This window comes from Pseudomonas sp. MYb541 (assembly GCF_037479595.1).
Lineage (GTDB): Bacteria > Pseudomonadota > Gammaproteobacteria > Pseudomonadales > Pseudomonadaceae > Aquipseudomonas > Aquipseudomonas canadensis.
The window spans coordinates 11,354-29,031 of record NZ_JBBGYS010000067.1 but is presented as its reverse complement, the minus strand read 5'-3'; the positions used below and the strand labels follow the sequence as shown (position 1 = coordinate 29,031).

At 61.7% G+C, this 17,678-nt stretch carries 12 protein-coding genes; 10 read left to right on the top strand and 2 right to left on the bottom strand.

The annotated features are described in order from the left end of the window. Nucleotides 1–84: 84 nt before the first annotated feature. From recC to WH299_RS28370, 6 genes are all read left to right on the top strand, one after another. Nucleotides 85–3,537, top strand: coding sequence for an exodeoxyribonuclease V subunit gamma (recC, locus tag WH299_RS28395; protein ID WP_339551955.1), 3,453 nt, complete (start codon nucleotides 85–87; stop codon nucleotides 3,535–3,537). Further along, nucleotides 3,534–7,208 (top strand): exodeoxyribonuclease V subunit beta, encoded by a 3,675-nt coding sequence (gene recB, locus WH299_RS28390; RefSeq protein ID WP_339551954.1) that lies wholly within the window; start codon nucleotides 3,534–3,536, stop codon nucleotides 7,206–7,208. The genes recC and recB overlap by 4 nt, the downstream gene beginning before the upstream one ends. Then, nucleotides 7,205–9,271: an exodeoxyribonuclease V subunit alpha gene (gene recD / locus WH299_RS28385; RefSeq protein WP_339499499.1), complete on the top strand. Its 2,067-nt coding sequence runs from the start codon at nucleotides 7,205–7,207 to the stop codon at nucleotides 9,269–9,271. The genes recB and recD overlap by 4 nt, the downstream gene beginning before the upstream one ends. A gap of 146 nt (nucleotides 9,272–9,417) precedes the next feature. Further along, nucleotides 9,418–9,993, top strand: a complete 576-nt coding sequence (locus WH299_RS28380; protein WP_126571430.1) for a YfiR family protein — start codon at nucleotides 9,418–9,420, stop codon at nucleotides 9,991–9,993. Continuing rightward, on the top strand, nucleotides 9,990–11,252 hold the full coding sequence (locus WH299_RS28375; protein WP_122725644.1) for a diguanylate cyclase domain-containing protein: 1,263 nt from the start codon (nucleotides 9,990–9,992) through the stop codon (nucleotides 11,250–11,252). Before WH299_RS28380 ends, WH299_RS28375 begins: the two co-directional genes overlap by 4 nt. Nucleotides 11,253–11,256: 4 nt before the next feature. Next, on the top strand, nucleotides 11,257–11,748 hold the full coding sequence (locus WH299_RS28370) for an OmpA family protein (RefSeq protein WP_339551953.1): 492 nt from the start codon (nucleotides 11,257–11,259) through the stop codon (nucleotides 11,746–11,748). 180 nt (nucleotides 11,749–11,928) lie between these two features. On the opposite strand, the gene WH299_RS28365 is transcribed toward WH299_RS28370, so the two are convergent. Continuing rightward, complete coding sequence (locus WH299_RS28365) at nucleotides 11,929–12,876, bottom strand: LysR family transcriptional regulator (protein WP_122725642.1); 948 nt, start codon at nucleotides 12,874–12,876, stop codon at nucleotides 11,929–11,931. Nucleotides 12,877–13,005: 129 nt separating this feature from the next. Here WH299_RS28365 and WH299_RS28360 point away from each other — a divergent pair, with 129 nt between their 5' ends. Next, nucleotides 13,006–14,523: a CoA-acylating methylmalonate-semialdehyde dehydrogenase gene (locus WH299_RS28360; RefSeq protein ID WP_016974890.1), complete on the top strand. Its 1,518-nt coding sequence runs from the start codon at nucleotides 13,006–13,008 to the stop codon at nucleotides 14,521–14,523. Nucleotides 14,524–14,538: 15 nt separating this feature from the next. Then, the gene (gene mmsB / locus WH299_RS28355) at nucleotides 14,539–15,426 is read left to right on the top strand and encodes a 3-hydroxyisobutyrate dehydrogenase (RefSeq protein WP_339551952.1); all 888 of its coding nucleotides are present in this window, start codon (nucleotides 14,539–14,541) and stop codon (nucleotides 15,424–15,426) included. A gap of 48 nt (nucleotides 15,427–15,474) precedes the next feature. Here the strand turns inward: mmsB and WH299_RS28350 are convergent, their stop codons facing one another. Next, nucleotides 15,475–15,819: a cupin domain-containing protein gene (locus tag WH299_RS28350; RefSeq protein ID WP_025858010.1), complete on the bottom strand. Its 345-nt coding sequence runs from the start codon at nucleotides 15,817–15,819 to the stop codon at nucleotides 15,475–15,477. A 240-nt stretch (nucleotides 15,820–16,059) separates the two neighbouring features. On the opposite strand from WH299_RS28350, the gene kynB reads away from it, so the two are divergent. Next, nucleotides 16,060–16,710, top strand: coding sequence for an arylformamidase (gene kynB / locus WH299_RS28345; RefSeq protein WP_122725636.1), 651 nt, complete (start codon nucleotides 16,060–16,062; stop codon nucleotides 16,708–16,710). After that, on the top strand, nucleotides 16,707–17,564 hold the full coding sequence (kynA, locus tag WH299_RS28340) for a tryptophan 2,3-dioxygenase (RefSeq protein ID WP_122725634.1): 858 nt from the start codon (nucleotides 16,707–16,709) through the stop codon (nucleotides 17,562–17,564). Before kynB ends, kynA begins: the two co-directional genes overlap by 4 nt. Nucleotides 17,565–17,678 lie beyond the last annotated feature (114 nt).

Genomic DNA, 17,678 nt, shown 5'->3' with positions numbered 1-17,678 from the left:
ACAGCTAACATCCCAATTCCTCCAACAACTGCCCACAGTGCTAAAGTCGCACCCTCGATTTTTGCTTTTCCCAAGGAAGCCGTTATGCCGGATGCGACGTCCCTCAGCCCTGGATTCATGGTGGTTCACGGCAACCGCTTGGACGAACTGCGCAGCCTGGTGGTCAGTTGGATGCGCCGCTATCCCCTGGCGCCCCTGGAAAACGAAATTGCCCTGGTACAAAGCAACGGCATCGCCCAATGGCTCAAGCTGGCCCTGGCTGAGGATCCGGAAGAAGATGACATGGGCGGCTGCGGAATAGCCGCAGCAATCGATGTTCAACTGCCTGGCAGCTTTATGTGGCAGCTCTATCGTATGGTCTTGGGCAAAGATGAAATTCCGCCCAAGTCCCTGCTCGACAAAGCTCCGCTGACCTGGCGCCTTATGCGCCTGCTGCCGGAGCTTATCGATCAACCGCACTTCGAACCGCTGCAGCGTTTTCTCACCCACGACACCGATTTGCGCAAACGCTACCAACTCGCTGAGCGCCTGGCTGACCTGTTCGACCAATATCAGGTCTACCGCGCCGATTGGCTCGAAGACTGGGCTGCCGGCCGCCACCAACTGCGCAACGGTCGAGGCGAATCAAAACCGCTCAACCCAGCCAACTGCTGGCAAGCCGAACTATGGCGCGCACTGTTGCTGGATGTCGGTGAAGAAGGCATGGCCGAAAGCCGCGCCGGCGTTCACCAACGCTTTATCGAGCGCATCAATACAATGGAAACAGCACCCGAGGGCCTGCCATCCCGAGTCATAGTTTTTGGCATCTCCTCGTTGCCCGCCCAGGCCCTTGAGGCCCTCGCCGGCCTCGCGCGATTCAGCCAAGTCCTGCTCTGCGTGCACAACCCCTGCCGTCACCATTGGTCTGACATCGTCGCCGACAAAGACCTGCTGCGTAACGAATATAAACGCCAAGCGCGTAAAGCCGGCATGCCGGTCACCATCGACCCACAAACCCTGCACCAGCACGCCCACCCGCTACTGGCCGCCTGGGGCAAGCAAGGCCGTGACTACATCAGCCTGCTGGACAGCTACGACGACCCCAACAGCTATCGCGCTGCATTCCGCGATGGTCGCATTGACCTGTTCAGCGACAGTGAGCCCACCACACTGCTCAATCAGCTCCAGGACGACATCCTGGAACTGCGTCCACTCAACGAAACCCGCGAGCTATGGCCTGCCGTTGATCTGGATCACGATACCTCAATCCGCTTCCACATTGCCCACAGCGCCCAGCGCGAAGTGGAAATCCTCCACGACCAACTGCTCCAACGCTTCAGTGCCGACCCCTCGCTGCGTCCGCGAGATGTCATCGTCATGGTTCCGGATGTCGACAGCTACGCGCCGCACATTCGCGCCGTGTTTGGCCAACTCGAACGCAATGACCCACGCTTCATCCCGTTCACCCTGACCGACCAAGGCCAACGCGGCCGCGACCCGCTGCTTATCGCCGTCGAACACCTGCTGAAACTGCCCGACAGCCGCTTCCCCGTCAGCGAGATCCTCGACCTGCTCGACGTTCCGGCCCTGCGCGAACGCTTCGCCATCAAGGAGCGCGACCTGCCTACGCTGCATCGCTGGATAGAAGGTGCCGGCATCCGCTGGGGGCTCAACGCCGAACAACGTGCCGGCCTGGGCCTGCCAAAGGAGTTGGAACAAAACAGCTGGCGTTTCGGCCTGCGGCGCATGTTGCTCGGTTACGCCGTAGGCACCGGCGCAGCGTGTGAGGGTATCGAGCCCTACGATGAAATCGGTGGCCTCGACGCAGCGCTCATTGGTCCTCTGGTCGCTTTGCTCGACGCACTTAACGACGCGCATCAAGCATTGTCGCTACCGGCTTCTCCGACGGAGTGGGGCGGTCGTCTGCAACGCCTGATGCAACTGTTCTTCCTACCCAGCAGCGAACACGATGACTACCTGCTGGGCCAACTTGAACAACTCAGGGAAACCTGGCTGGAAACCTGCGAATCTGTCGGCCTGCAGGACGAGTTACCTCTCACCGTAGTCCGCGAAGCCTGGCTCGCGGGTCTGGATCAAGGTCGCCTGTCCCAACGTTTCCTCGCCGGGGCTGTCAATTTCTGTACTTTGATGCCTATGCGAGCGATCCCATTCAAGCTCGTTTGCCTGCTCGGCATGAACGATGGCGATTACCCGCGCGCGCAACCCCCGCTGGACTTCGACTTGATGGGCAGCGACTACCGCCCCGGCGACCGTTCGCGCCGCGAGGACGACCGCTACCTGCTGCTCGAAGCGCTGCTTTCAGCCCGCGACCAGCTGTACATCAGTTGGGTAGGTCGTAGCATCCGCGACAACAGCGACCGCCCGGCCTCGGTATTGATAGGCCAACTACGCGACCATCTCGCCAGCGGCTGGCACCACGCCAAGAGCGACGCATCGCTTATCGAAGCCATGACGCAAGAGCACCCACTGCAACCTTTCAGCGCCCGCTACTTCCATGAGGGCGACGCGCTGTTCAGCTACGCCCGTGAGTGGCAATTACTGCACGAAGCGCCGGATGCCATGCAAAAAGAAGAGGAACTCAGCTCGCATCAACAGGACGAACCCCTGAGCCTCGGTCAGCTTCAAGACTTCCTGCGCAACCCGGTCAAACATTTCTTCAGCCAACGCCTGAAAGTGTTCTTCGAAGCCGCCGAAGTGCCACTGGCCGACGAAGAACCCTTCGTCCTCGATGCCCTGCAACGCTACAGCCTGAGCGACAGCCTACTGAGCGCCGCACTCACCCAGCCTGATCATCTCGACCAGGCACTGAACGCCCAGGCCCTGCGCCTGCAGGGGAGTGGCCTGTTGCCGATGGTCGGTTTCGGCGAATGCCTACGCAACGAACTGATCGAACCGTTACCCGATCTGTTGCGACGCTATCAGCAATTACTCGCCCTCTGGCCCACCCCGCACACCGGTGCCGAACCGGTCATTTTTGAGCATAATGGCGTTCAGTTGGAAGGCTGGATCAGTGGTCTGCATCGACGCAGCGATGGCGGGTTGCTCAGCGTCACCACCATCCCCAACAGCATAGGCTCGATCAAGAACCGCAAGTGGCATCGCCTGATTCGCCCCTGGGTCAATCATGTGGTTGCCTGCGCCTGCGGTCTGCCATTGAGCACCGGCTTGGTGGCCAGCGATGACACTCTGTTGCTGCCGCCGCTGGATAAAACCAGTGCCCAGGAACTCCTCGGTAACCTATTGCTGGCCTGGCATACCGGGATGAGCCAACCGCTGCCCGTCGCCGTCAAAACCGCTTTCGCTTGGCTTAGCCAAACCGATCCTGCCAAGGCCCAGGCGGCCGCCAGCAAAGCTTACGAAGGCGATGGCCTGACCACTGATGGTGAGCGCCGCGAAACCCCGGCGCTTACCCGGCAATTCCCCGACTACGCCACGCTGATTGCCAGCGAAGAATTCGAAGGTTGGTGCGAAACCCTGTATCGTCCGCTGCTCAACGCCCCATGGCGATCACTCACTGGCGAGGAGGCCGGCGCATGACCAGCAAACCCTTGGCCCTGGCCTTCCCGCTCAAAGGCAGCCAGCTGATTGAAGCCAGCGCTGGCACCGGCAAGACCTTCACCATCTCCGCCCTCTACCTGCGCCTGGTCCTCGGCCATGGAGGCGATGAATCAGGCTTTGGCCGCGAACTGCTGCCACCGCAAATCCTGGTAGTGACTTTCACCGATGCCGCCACCAAAGAACTGCGCGAACGCATCCGCATCCGCCTGGCCGAAGCCGCGCGGTTTTTTCGTGAAGAGATTGAACAGCCAGACGCCCTGATCGCCGATCTGCGCGCCGATTACCTAGCCGAACAATGGCCCGCCTGCGCCAATCGCCTGGACATCGCCGCCCAATGGATGGATGAAGCCGCCGTCTCGACCATCCACAGTTGGTGCCAGCGCATGCTGCGCGAACATGCCTTCGACAGTGGCAGCCTGTTCACCCAGACCCTGGAAACCGATCACAGCGACTTGCTCGGTGAAGTATTGCGCGATTACTGGCGACTGTTCTGCTACCCGATGCACGACGATGCGCTCAATTGGGTGCGCAACAACTGGGGTGGCCCCGCCGCGTTGATGCCGCGAGTGCGCGCTTTGTTCGGCAGCGAACGGCCGACGGATGAAACCCGCGAGCCCGCTGAACTGATCACGGCCTGCCTGCACGAGCGCCGAGAAGCGCTGACAACCCTCAAGACGCCTTGGCAACAATGGGCCGCCGAGCTGCGCGACATCTGCCTGCAAGCCGTAGCCGCCAAAGCCGTCGACGGGCGCAAGATGCAGGCGCGCTACTTCGAGCCCTGGTTCGAAAAGATCAGCGCCTGGGCTGCTGACGAAACCCTCGAACAACTCGACATCGGTACCGGCTTCACGCGCCTGACACCCGACGGCATGGCCGAAGCCTGGAAAGGTGAGCCACCGCAGCATCCCGGTATCGACGCCATGGCCGGCCTCAAGGCGGCGCTTGATGCGCTGCCAACCCCCGACGCCGCCGTGTTGCAACACGCGGCCGGCTGGGTCGGCAAACGCTTTGAAGAAGAAAAACGCCGTCGCGCCGAAATGGGCTTCGACGACATGCTCATCCGCCTCAACGCCGCGCTGCAAGCTGACGGCGGCGAACGCCTGGCCAGCGTGATTCGCGAGCAATTTCCGGTGGCCTTGATCGACGAGTTCCAGGACACCGACCCGGTGCAATACGCCATCTTCGACAGCATCTATCGCATCGAAGAAAACCACCTCGACAGTGGCCTGTTCCTGATCGGCGACCCCAAGCAAGCGATCTACGCCTTCCGTGGCGCCGATATCTACACTTACCTGCGCGCCCGTCAGTCCACCACCGGTCGTCACCACACCTTGGGCACCAACTTCCGCTCCAGCCACGCGATGGTCGAGGCGGTGAACCACGTGTTCCAGCGTGCGGAAACCGGTCGCGGCGCGTTCCTGTTCCGCGAGGCCAATGGTGAAAACCCGGTGCCGTTCCACTCGGTACTGTCCCAGGGACGTAAAGAACAATTGCAGGTAAATGGCCAAACGCTGCCAGCCATGAACCTCTGGCACTTGCCGACTGACCAGCCGGTTTCCAATGTGCTGTATCGTCAGCAGCTTGCGGCGGCCTGTGCCACGCACATCGTTGAATTGCTCAACGGCGGGCAGCAAGGCAGCGCAGGCTTCCCACAACCGGACGGCAGCTTCAAAGGCGTGCGCCCGTCAGACATCGCCATCCTCGTGCGCGACGGCAAAGAGGCCCAGGCCGTGCGCGCCGAGTTGGCCGGCCGTGGCGTGCGCAGCGTCTATCTGTCCGACAAGGACTCGGTCTTCGCCGCCCAGGAAGCCCACGACCTGCTGGCCTGGCTCAAGGCTTGCGCCGAGCCGGATGTCGAGCGCCCGCTGCGCGCCGCACTGGCCTGCGTCACCCTGAACCTGTCACTGCCGGAACTGGAGCGTCTGAACCAGGATGAACTGGCGTGGGAAAGCCGAGTCATGCAGTTCCGTGGCTACCGCGCGATCTGGCGTACCCAAGGCGTGCTGCCGATGCTGCGTCGTCTGCTACACGACTTCAAACTGCCGCAAACCCTGATCGCGCGCAGTGACGGTGAGCGTGTGCTGACTAACCTGCTGCACCTCAGCGAACTGCTGCAACAGGCTGCCTCTGAACTGGATGGCGAACAGGCGCTGATCCGCCATCTGGCCGAGCATCTGGCGCTCTCGGGGCAGGCGGGTGAAGAACAAATCCTGCGCCTGGAAAGTGATGAGCAATTGGTCAAGGTCGTGACTATCCACAAATCCAAAGGCCTGGAATACGACCTGGTTTTCCTGCCCTTCATCTGCTCAGCCAAACCCGTGGATGGCAGCCGCTTACCGCTGCACTACCACGATGAAAACGGCAAATCCCAAGTCAGCTTGCGCCCTACGCCTGAGCTGATCGCCCAAGCCGACAATGAGCGCCTGGCCGAAGACCTGCGCCTGTTCTACGTAGCCCTGACCCGTGCCAAGCATGCGTGCTGGCTCGGAATCGCCGACCTCAAACGCGGCAACAGCAACAGCTCCGTGCTGCACCTGTCGGCGCTGGGCTATTTGCTCGGTGCAGGCGCCTCGTTGGGTGAGTCCGCCGGCTTGGCGCGCTGGCTCCTGGACCTTCAAGAAGGTTGCACCGCAATCAACTACGCCCAGGTGCCCGAAGCGCAAGACATCCTTTTCCACCCACCGCGCAACGAAGCCACACTGCGAGCGCCCTTGCTGCCCAAGCGCAAGGCTGCAGAAAACTGGTGGATAGCCTCCTACAGCGCCTTGCGCATTGGCGACAGCATGAGCGCCGCCACGCTCGAAGCACCGGAAAGCCCGCAGGCCCAGAAGCTGTTCGATGACGAACGCCTCGACCCCGACGCACCCCGCGAAGTGGCGGCATCCGGCGGCGATATTCACCGTTTCCCACGTGGCCCTAACCCAGGGACCTTCCTGCACGGCCTGCTGGAATGGGCTGGGGAGGAGGGTTTCAGCGTTACGCCCGAGGCCATCGAAAAGGCCGTGGGCGCCCGCTGCAACCGGCGCAACTGGGAAGGTTGGATCATCACCCTCAGCAGTTGGCTCGGCCACCTGCTGCAAACGCCACTGCCTGTGGACAACGGCCACGTCTCCCTCAGCGCTTTGCAGCAGTACCAGATCGAGATGGAATTCTGGTTTGCCAGCCACAAGGTCGACGTACTCGCCCTCGACAAGCTGGTGTGCCAATACACCCACAACGGCGTTTCCCGTGTCGCCGCCGAGCCTGTGCTGCTCAACGGCATGTTCAAGGGCTTCATCGATTTGACCTTCGAGCATGACGGCCGCTATTACGTGGCCGACTACAAATCCAACTGGCTTGGCCCCGACGATTCGGCCTACACCTTGGATGCCATGGAACAGTCGATCCTCGATCATCGGTACGACCTGCAATACGTGCTTTACCTGCTGGCCCTGCACCGCCAACTCAAGGCGCGCCTGCCGGACTACGACTACGACCGCCATGTCGGCGGTGCGCTGTACATTTTCCTACGGGGCACGCAGTCCGCGAGTCAGGGTGCGTATTTCACCCGACCGCCGCGGGAACTGATCGAAGGCCTGGACCTGCTGTTCCAGGGCAAGCCCATCCCGCCCAAGGTTGAGCCCGCCTGGGAACAAGGAGTGTTGTTATGAGCCTGTCGCCGTTACCGCTGGAGGAGCTGACGCCCCTCAGCCGCGCCGCCGACCTGGTGCAATTGCTGGAGCGTTGGGTCGACCGTGGCTGGTTGCGTGCCTTGGACAAAGCCTTCGTCGGCTTCCTGCACGAACTCGATCCAGAGGCCGACCCGTTGGTGCTGCTGGCTGCCGCGCTGACCAGCCATCAACTGGGCCATGGTCACGTCTGCCTCGACCTGTTCGAAACCCTCAAGGCGCCGGACTTTGCGCTGTCGTTGCCGCCTGAAGGCGACCTGCAAACCGGCGCCATGTTGCTGCCGTCGCAGTTACTGGAAGGCCTGGACGGCGCCCACTGGTGCCATGCACTGGCCGCCAGTCATCTGGTCGCGCTGGCGGTCGATGGCAGCGAATCCGCGCAGAGTCGGCCTTTGGTCCTGTCCGGCAAGCGCCTGTACCTGCGCCGCTATTGGACTTACGAACGGCGCATCGACAGCGCCTTGCGCCTGCGTCTTGCCAGCCAGGAAAACGTGGCCGTCGATTTGCCGCAGCGCCTCAACAGCCTGTTCGATCAACCGCCGCCTGACGGCGTGATCGACTGGCAAAAGCTCGCCTGCGCCCTGGCTACACGCGGCGCATTCAGCATCGTCACCGGCGGCCCTGGCACTGGCAAAACCACCACCGTGGTGCGCTTGCTCGCGCTGTTGCAGGCGCCGGCTGTGGAGTCCGGCAGTCCATTGCGCATTCGCCTGGCCGCGCCCACCGGTAAGGCCGCCGCACGCCTCACCGAGTCCATCAGCCAACAAGTGCTGTCACTGAAAGTGCCGGACAGCGTGAAGGAAAAAATCCCGACCCAGGTCACCACCGTTCACCGCTTGCTGGGCAGTCGCCCAGGCACGCGGCATTTTCGTCATCACCTCGGCAATCCGCTGCCCCTGGATGTGCTGGTGGTGGACGAAGCCTCGATGATCGACCTGGAAATGATGGCTAATCTGCTCGACGCCTTGCCGCCCCATGCGCGCCTGGTACTGCTGGGCGACAAGGATCAACTCGCATCGGTGGAGGCGGGCGCCGTCCTCGGTGACTTGTGTCGCGACGCCGAAGCCGGTTTCTACAGCGCCGAGACCCGCCAATGGCTGCAAGCCGTCAGCGGTGAAGACCTCAGCGCCAGCGGCCTGCAGGAAGACCTCGACGCCAGCCACCCCTTGGCCCAGCAGGTAGTGATGCTGCGTTACTCGCGACGTTTCGGCGAAGGCAGCGGCATCGGCCAACTGGCGCGTTGGGTCAACCAGCAAAACGCAGAGGAAGCCCGCAAACTGCTAGCCGCGCGGAGTCACGCTGATCTGTTTTGCGTCAGCCTCAAGGGCGAACACGATCACGCCCTGGAACGCTTGGTGCTGGACGGGCAGGGTGACGGTGCCGAGGGCTATCGCTATTACCTCAACCTGTTGCAAAGCGCCCGTCCGTCGCCGGATACGCCCCGTGAAAGCCAAGCCTGGACCCACTGGGCGCAACAACTGCTGCAAGCCTTCGACGCTTTCCAACTGCTCTGCGCGGTACGCAAAGGTCCCTGGGGCGTGGAAGGTCTGAACCTGCGCATCACCGCCGCCCTGCGCAAGGTGCGGTTGATCGAAGGCGACGAGCAATGGTACGAAGGCCGCCCGGTGCTGATGACCCGTAACGATTACGGCCTGGGCCTGATGAACGGTGACATCGGCATCGCGCTGAAATTGCCCGAAAGCGACGGCGGCCCCCAGATGCTGCGCGTGGCCTTCCCACGCAATGACGGTCAGGGCGGTGTGCGATTTGTGCTGCCCAGCCGTCTGAACGATGTAGAAACCGTGTACGCCATGACCGTGCACAAATCCCAGGGCTCGGAGTTCACCCATACCGCGCTGATCCTGCCGGATGCGTTGAACCCGGTGCTGACCAAAGAGCTGATCTACACCGGCATCACAAGGGCCAAGCGCTGGTTCAGCCTGATCGAGCCCCGAGGCGGCGTGTTTGAAGAAGCCGTGAGGCGCAAGGTCAAGCGCTTGAGTGGGTTGATGCTGGAGTTGGGTCACGAATCCGAAAATAACTGACTGCTAGGTCATGTCAGATTTCTGGTTCAGTCGCCTGATTTTTCTGGAAAAATAGCGCCCCCTGCGAAGACCTACTCTTCGCGGGGTTTTCCGCCGCTGTGCTATCGTTGCGGCATCATCTAAAAAACACCTGAGAGAATCGCTGCATGAACGTGGCTGTCTCGCCCACAGAGCGCAGTTTGAGCTGGAGACGCATGCTGCTGGTGGCGCTCCTGTGCGTGTTCGCGCCACACACCTTCGCCCAGGCGCCCGACCCTGCGAGCCTTGCCGCCCATCGCGCGCAGGCCGTCACCCAAGTGGTACTCGGTATCCTCAGTTATGCGCGCTGGCCGGTAGAACCTGCGCAATTGCGCCTGTGCATCGTCGGCCCGACTCAATACACCGACGACCTGATCAAAGGCACCACCCAGGCCACCGGTCGCCCAGTGGTGGTGCAGCGTTTGCTGGCCAGCCATCCCGATATCGTCAATGCGTGCGACGCGGTGTACATCGGCAAGCTCAGTGCTGATGAGCGCAGCCAGCTGTTCACGTCGTTGATCGGTCATCCGGTGCTGAGCATCAGCGAAGGCGGCGACCAATGCACCGTGGGCAGTCTGTTCTGCCTGCGCGTGAGCGATGAGCAGGTGTCGTTTGAGGTCAACCTCGACTCCGTCGCCCGCAGCGGCGTGCGCATTCATCCCAGCGTGCTGCAGTTGTCCCGTCGCCGAGCGCCGGCGTCATGAAAGCCGTCAAAGCGCGGCCGACCCTGCGTTCCGTCATCGGCCGGGGGCACATGATCCTGGCGCTGGTGGCGGTGGCGCTGGCGAGCGTCTCACTGACCCTGCTCGGCGTTCTGGCGCTGCGGGTTTATGCCGAGCACAACCTGCACCTGATCGCACGTTCTATCAACTACACGGTGGAAGCGGCGGTGGTGTTCAACGACAGCGCGGCGGCCACTGAAGCCCTCAGCCTGATCGCCTCCACAGAAGAAGTGGCTGAGGCCGAAGTATTCGATGCCAATGGCAAGCTGTTGGCGAAGTGGATACGCCCGGAAACCAGCATGCTCTCGCGGGTCGAGTTGGAGTTGGCGCATACCCTGCTCGAACAACCCATCAGCCAGCCGATCCTGCATCAAGGCAAAGCCATCGGCAGCATTCATCTCACCGGCCACGGCGGTAGCCTGCTGCGCTTCCTGCTCAGCGGCCTGGCCGGGATCCTCATCTGCACCGCGCTTAGCGCGTGGATTGCCCTACACCTGGCGCGACGCCTGTTGCGCGGCATTACCGGCCCGCTGCAAAGCCTTGCCGCCGTGGCCCACGCCGCCCGCAGCGAGCGCGACTTCGACCGCCGCGTGCCGCCGGCGCGTATCGCCGAACTCGACAGCCTGGGCAGTGACTTCAATGCCTTGCTCGGCGAAATGGAAGCCTGGCAAAGCCACCTGCAAAGCGAGAACGAATCCCTCGCCCACCAGGCCAACCACGACAGCCTGACCGGCCTGCCCAATCGTGCGTTCTTCGAAGGCCGTTTGATCCGCGCCCTGCGCAGCGCAGCCAAGGCCAAAGAACAGGTGGCGGTGCTATACCTCGACAGTGACCGTTTCAAAGAGATCAACGACAGCTTTGGCCACGCCGCCGGCGACGCCGTCCTCGTCGCCGTCGCCGAGCGCGTGCGTGCGCAATTGCGTGAAGACGACCTGGTGGCGCGCCTGGGCGGCGATGAGTTCGCCATCCTGCTGGCACCTTTGCACAAGGCGCAAGACGCCGAGCGTATTGCCGAAAAGATCATCGCCAGCATGGACCTGCCCATCCCCGTGCCCGGCAACACCCAGGTATTGACCTCCCTCAGTATCGGCATTGCGATCTACCCCGATCATGGCGCCACCCCTGGCACCTTGCTCAACGCCGCCGACGCAGCGATGTACCAGGCCAAGCGTTTGTCCTCGGGCGGCCAGCAAACGGCGGAGTCGGATAACCCCGTCGTCAACGTTCAACACAGGAGTTGACCCCTTGTTCACGACCGCACGTTTCATGTTTATCACCCTGCTGGTAGCACTGCTCGCCCTCGGCGGCTGCCAGACGCCGCTCCCCAAAGGCCTGACCCCGGCGCAAGTGGCCGTTCTCAAGCAACAAGGTTTTGAGCTGACCGACGACGGTTGGGCATTCGGCCTGTCCGGCAAAGTGCTGTTCGGCAGCGATGTCGAAACCCTCAACCAACCCAGCACCGACATCGTCCAACGCATCGGCAAAGCCCTGCTGGGCGTCGGTATCGAACGCGTGCGCGTCGACGGCCACACCGATGCGTCGGGCAAGGAAACCTACAACCAGCAACTGTCCCTGCGCCGCGCAAAAAGCGTGGCAGCGGTGTTGACCGGTGTGGGCATGAAGGAAGAAAACATTCAACTGCGCGGGCTGGGTAGCAGCGAGCCGGTGGCGCCGAACACCACGGTGGCAGGGCGCACGGAGAATCGGCGGGTGTCGATTGTGGTGATTGCGGACTGAACCCGTCCCGCCAATCTCAATGTGAAACCCAATCAACTGTAGGAGCTGGCTTGCCGGCGATGGCGGTCTTGAGGATGCTACCGCCGGCAAGCGGGCTCCTACAGGTGATTTGTGGTGTGTTTGAGACCGTGTTCGCTTAGGTACCTGGCGTCATCGTCTGGTTTGCTCATCTCTTTCTAATTATTCCGCAAACCACATATCCCTTGTCTCCCCCATCAACAACCCCTGATTCTGCTCCGTCACTTCCCTGATGTAGTCCCACAACAACGTAATCCGCTTTAACTTGCGCAAATCCTCCCGGCAATACATCCAGAACTGGCGAGTGATGGAAATCTGCTCCCCCAACACCGGCAACAACCGTGGATCCTGCGCCGCCAAAAAACACGGCAATATCGCCATCGACCGACCCTGCTGCGCCGCCACGTACTGCGCGATCACGCTGGTACTGCGCAGGCTAGCGCTGGCGCCGGGCACCACGTTTGCCAGATACAGCAACTCCGAGCTGAACGCCAAGTCATCCACATAGCTGATAAACGGATGCTCGGCCAAATCAGCCGGTTTGCGGATCGGTGGGTGCTGGTCCAGGTATTCCTGGGTCGCGTACAGCTGCAATTTGTAGTCGCACAGTTTGCAGCACACATACGGCCCATGTTCCGGGCGTTCCAGGGCGATGACGATGTCGGCTTCGCGCTTGGACAGGCTGATGAAGTGGGGCAAGGGCAGGATGTCTACCGAGATCGCCGGGTAGGTGTCGACGAAGTGGCTCAACTGCGGGGTGACGAAAAAGCTCCCGAACCCTTCGGTGCAGCCCATGCGCACATGGCCCGACAGCGCCACGCCGGAGCCGGAGACTTGCTCGCAGGCCATGTGCAGGGTGCTTTCGATGGACTCCGCATAACCCAGTAAACGCTGGCCCTCGGTGGTGAGCACGAAACCGTTGGTCCGGGATTTTTCGAACAGCAGGGTGCCGAGGGACACTTCCAGTGAACTGATGCGCCGCGACACGGTGGTGTAGTCCACCGCCAGGCGCTTGGCGGCCACGCTGGCCTTGCGCGTGCGGGCCACTTCGAGGAAAAACTTCAGGTCATCCCAGTTCAGGGAGCCCAGCGACGTGATGTTTTTTTGCATATTGGTCCGGCTTTTATGTGCGTTCTTATTAGAGATTTGCACATCTATACTCCAAAAACAGTCCGAACGCCTCATTTCCCAAGGCGGTTACGCGCCTTGTCTCTGCATAAATATAAGATTGGAGACCACATGAACGCATCTGCCGATATTTCCGTGCAACAGGTCAAGTTGCTGATCAACGGCGAGTGGGTCGAGTCCAAGACCACTGAGTGGCAAGACATCGTCAACCCGGCCACCCAAGAGGTGCTGGCCAAAGTCCCGTTCGCTACTGCCGATGAAGTCAACGCTGCCATCGACGCTGCCCACCGCGCCTTCCAGACCTGGAAGCTGACGCCGATCGGCGCGCGCATGCGCATCATGCTCAAGCTGCAAGCCTTGATCCGCGAACATTCCAAGCGCATTGCCGTGGTGCTCAGCAACGAGCAGGGCAAGACCATTGCCGATGCCGAGGGCGATATTTTCCGTGGCCTGGAAGTGGTGGAGCACGCCTGCTCCATCGGCACCCTGCAGATGGGCGAGTTTGCCGAAAACGTCGCTGGTGGCGTCGACACCTACACCCTTCGCCAACCCATTGGCGTGTGCGCCGGCATTACTCCGTTCAACTTCCCGGCGATGATCCCGCTGTGGATGTTCCCGATGGCCATCGCCTGCGGTAACACCTTCGTTCTCAAACCGTCCGAGCAGGACCCACTGTCGACGATGCTGCTGGTGGAGCTGGCGCTGGAAGCTGGCGTGCCGGCTGGCGTGCTCAACGTGGTGCACGGCGGCAAGGACGTGGTGGATGCGCTGTGCACCCACAAAGACATCAAGGCCGTGTCCTTCGTGGGCTCGACCGCCGTGGGCACTCACGTCTACGACTTGGCCGGCAAACACGGCAAGCGTGTGCAGTCGATGATGGGTGCCAAGAACCACGCCGTGGTGCTGCCGGACGCCAACCGCGAACACACCCTCAATGCCCTGGTCGGCGCCGGTTTCGGTGCGGCGGGCCAACGTTGCATGGCCACCTCGGTGGTGGTGCTGGTGGGCGCGTCCAAGCAATGGCTGCCGGACCTGAAAGCGCTGGCGCAAAAGCTCAAGGTCAACGCGGGCAGTGAAGCGGGCACTGATGTCGGCCCGGTGATTTCCAAGCGCGCCAAGGCACGTATCCTGGAACTCATCGAGAGCGGCGTGAAAGAAGGCGCCAAGCTGGAGCTGGACGGCCGCGACATCAAGGTGCCGGGCTTCGAGCAAGGCAACTTTGTCGGCCCGACCCTGTTCTCGGGCGTGACCACCGATATGCAGATCTACACCCAGGAAATCTTCGGCCCGGTGCTGGTGGTGCTGGAGGTCGCGACCCTCGACGAGGCCATCGCCCTGGTCAACGCCAACCCGTTCGGCAACGGTACCGGCCTGTTCACCCAGAGCGGCGCAGCGGCGCGCAAGTTCCAGAGCGAAATCGACGTAGGCCAGGTCGGCATCAACATCCCGATCCCGGTGCCCGTCCCTTTCTTCAGCTTCACCGGTTCGCGTGGCTCCAAGCTCGGCGACCTGGGCCCGTATGGCAAGCAAGTGGTGCAGTTCTACACCCAGACCAAGACCGTCACCAGCCGCTGGTTCGATGACGACACGGTCAACGATGGCGTCAACACCACCATCAACCTGCGCTGATTCCGGGAGACGACCATGAAGATTGCATTTATCGGCTTGGGCAACATGGGCGCACCCATGGCCCGCAACCTGATCAAGGCCGGCCATGCGCTGAACCTGTTCGACCTGAACCAGACGGTGCTCAAGGAACTGGCCGAGCTGGGTGGCACCATCAGCGATTCGCCGCGTGATGCGGCCAGCGGCGCTGAACTGGTGATCACCATGCTGCCCGCCGCCGCCCATGTGCGCAGCGTCTGGCTGAATGAAGACGGTGTACTTGCCGGCATCGGTAAAGGCGTACCGGCGGTGGATTGCAGCACCATCGACCCGCAGACCATCCGCGACGTAGCGGCTGTGGCGGCCAAACAAGGTGTGGCCGTAGCCGACGCCCCCGTCTCCGGAGGCACGGGCGGCGCCGCAGCCGGGACGCTGACCTTCATGGTCGGCGCTACCCCGGAACTGTTCGCCACTCTGCAGCCGGTGCTGGCGCAGATGGGCCGCAACATCGTGCACTGCGGTGATGTGGGCACGGGGCAAATCGCCAAGATCTGCAACAACTTGTTGTTGGGGATCAGCATGGTCGGCGTCAGTGAGGCCATGGCCTTGGGCGATGCGCTGGGGATCGACACCCAGGTGCTGGCCGGCATCATCAACAGCTCGACCGGACGTTGCTGGAGTTCCGATACCTACAACCCATGGCCGGGGGTGATCGAAACCGCGCCGTCGTCGCGGGGTTACACCGGTGGGTTCGGTGCCGACCTGATGCTCAAGGATTTGGGCCTGGCCACCGAAGCGGCGCGTCAGGCCAAGCAACCCGTGATTCTGGGCGCTGTGGCCCAGCAGTTGTATCAATCGATGAGCCAGCGTGGGGAAGGGGGCAAGGACTTCTCGGCGATTATCAACAGCTATCGCAAGCCCAAATAGGGGCGTTTCCGGGAGCCTGCTAATAGTGGGCTCCCGGGTTTTTGCGGCTCAAGCAAACACAAAATACTTACGCACTGTCTCCACAACTTCCCACGTCCCCTTCATCCCTGGTTCCACCACAAAGATATCCCCAGCCCGCAAGTGAATCGGCGCCAACCCCTCGGGCGTGATGATGCAGTAGCCTTCCTGGAAGTGGCAGTATTCCCACTTCACGTAGTCCACGTACCACTTGCCCGGGGTGCAGATCCAGGTGCCCATGATCTTGCTGCCGTCTTCGCTGGTGTAGGCGTTGAGATTGACGGTATGCGGATCGCCTTCGAGTTTTTCCCATTTGCAGGCGTCCAGGACCGGCAGGGGGTGGGTGTCGCGCAGTACGGTGATGGGCTTGGACATGATGTCTCCAGGGCAGGGAATGGAAAGGTCCACCCTAAGGCCTAGGGCATTGCGTCAGTGGTCTGAACTCGACATCGGGATGCCCAGAAGCGCAGCGGTGTTTATTTGATATAACCCATCATCAATTCGCCATTTCCTCGCAGTAAGTGCGAAAGATTTCCCGCTTCACGCCAGAATTCGCAAGAAAATTCGCAGCCGGCCCTCGTATCATTCACCCCAGTAACCGCCGAGAGCCTTCAAATGAACCCAATAAAAACGTGGTGGGATATCAGCCCGCCCTTGAGTACGGCGACCCCGACCTGGCCGGGGGATACGCCGTTCCAGGAAGAGCGCGTGTGGCAGTTTGGCCCGGAGTGTCCGGTGAATGTCGGGCGTATCACCTTGTCTCCGCACACCGGCGCCCATGTGGACGCGCCGCTGCATTACAGCGCGGACGGTGCGCCGATTGGCGAAGTGTCGCTGGATGTGTACATGGGCCCATGCCGGGTGCTGCATTGCCTGGACAGCGGCGCGCTGGTGCAGCCGCATCAGTTGCAAGGCCGTGTGGATAACTTGCCCGAGCGCGTGTTGCTGCGCACTTATCCACAAGCGCCGCTGACTGAATGGGATTCGAATTTCACCGCCATCGCTCCGCAAACCATCGAGCTGCTTGCCAGCCTGGGTGTGCGCTTGATCGGCATCGATACGCCATCCCTGGACCCGCAACAGTCCAAGACCATGGATTCCCACAACGCCGTGGCGCGCCGTGGCATGGCGATTCTCGAAGGCATCGTGCTCGATGACGTACCGGAGGGCGACTATGAATTGATCGCCCTGCCGCTGCGTTTCGCCAACCTCGACGCGAGCCCCGTCCGCGCCATTCTCCGTCCGCTCAAGGAGCCCACGCGATGAGCCAATGTCCTTTCTCTGCTGACTACCAGCCGCCTGAAGAATGGCATAACGCCGAACTGAATTTCTCCGAGTCCATGAGCTACGGCGATTACCTGGACCTGGGCAAAGTCCTCAGCGCCCAGCACCCGCTGTCGCCGGACCACAACGAAATGCTCTTCATCATCCAGCACCAGACGTCCGAGCTGTGGATGAAACTGATGCTCCACGAACTCAAGGCCGCCCGCGAACACGTGCGCCTGGGCGAGTTGCCGCCAGCGTTCAAGATGCTGGCGCGGGTGTCGCGGATCTTCGATCAGTTGGTGCACGCCTGGGCCGTGCTGGCGACGATGACGCCGTCGGAGTACAAGTCGATCCGCCCGTTCCTGGGGCAGTCGTCGGGTTTCCAGTCGTTCCAGTACCGCGAGATCGAATTTATCCTCGGCAACAAAAGCGCGGCGCTGTTGCGGCCTCACGCCCATCGGCCAGAGCTGTTGAACGAGTTGAAAGTGGCGATTGCCACGCCGTCGCTGTACGACGAAGCGATCAACCTGATGATCAAGGCCGGCCTGGCGATTGACCCGAAACGTGCCGAGCGCGACCCGACGGCGGCGACGGTTCACGATGAATCGGTGGAGGCGGCGTGGCGCGAGGTATATCGCGATCCAAGCCGGTATTGGGATTTGTATCAGTTGGCCGAGAAGTTTATCGACCTGGAGGACTCGTTCCGCCAATGGCGCTTCCGCCATGTGACGACGGTAGAGCGGATCATCGGCTTCCAGCCCGGCACGGGCGGCACGGAAGGTGTGGGGTATTTGCGCAAGATGCTCGACACAGTGTTGTTCCCCGAGTTGTGGCGAGTTCGCTCAACGCTCTAAACAAAAAGCCCCGGATTACCGGGGCTTTTCAGTTTTAATACATTCAAAACTGTGGGAGCTGGCTTGCCTGCGATGGCATCACCTCGGTCTCACTGGAAACCGAGTCGCCTGCAT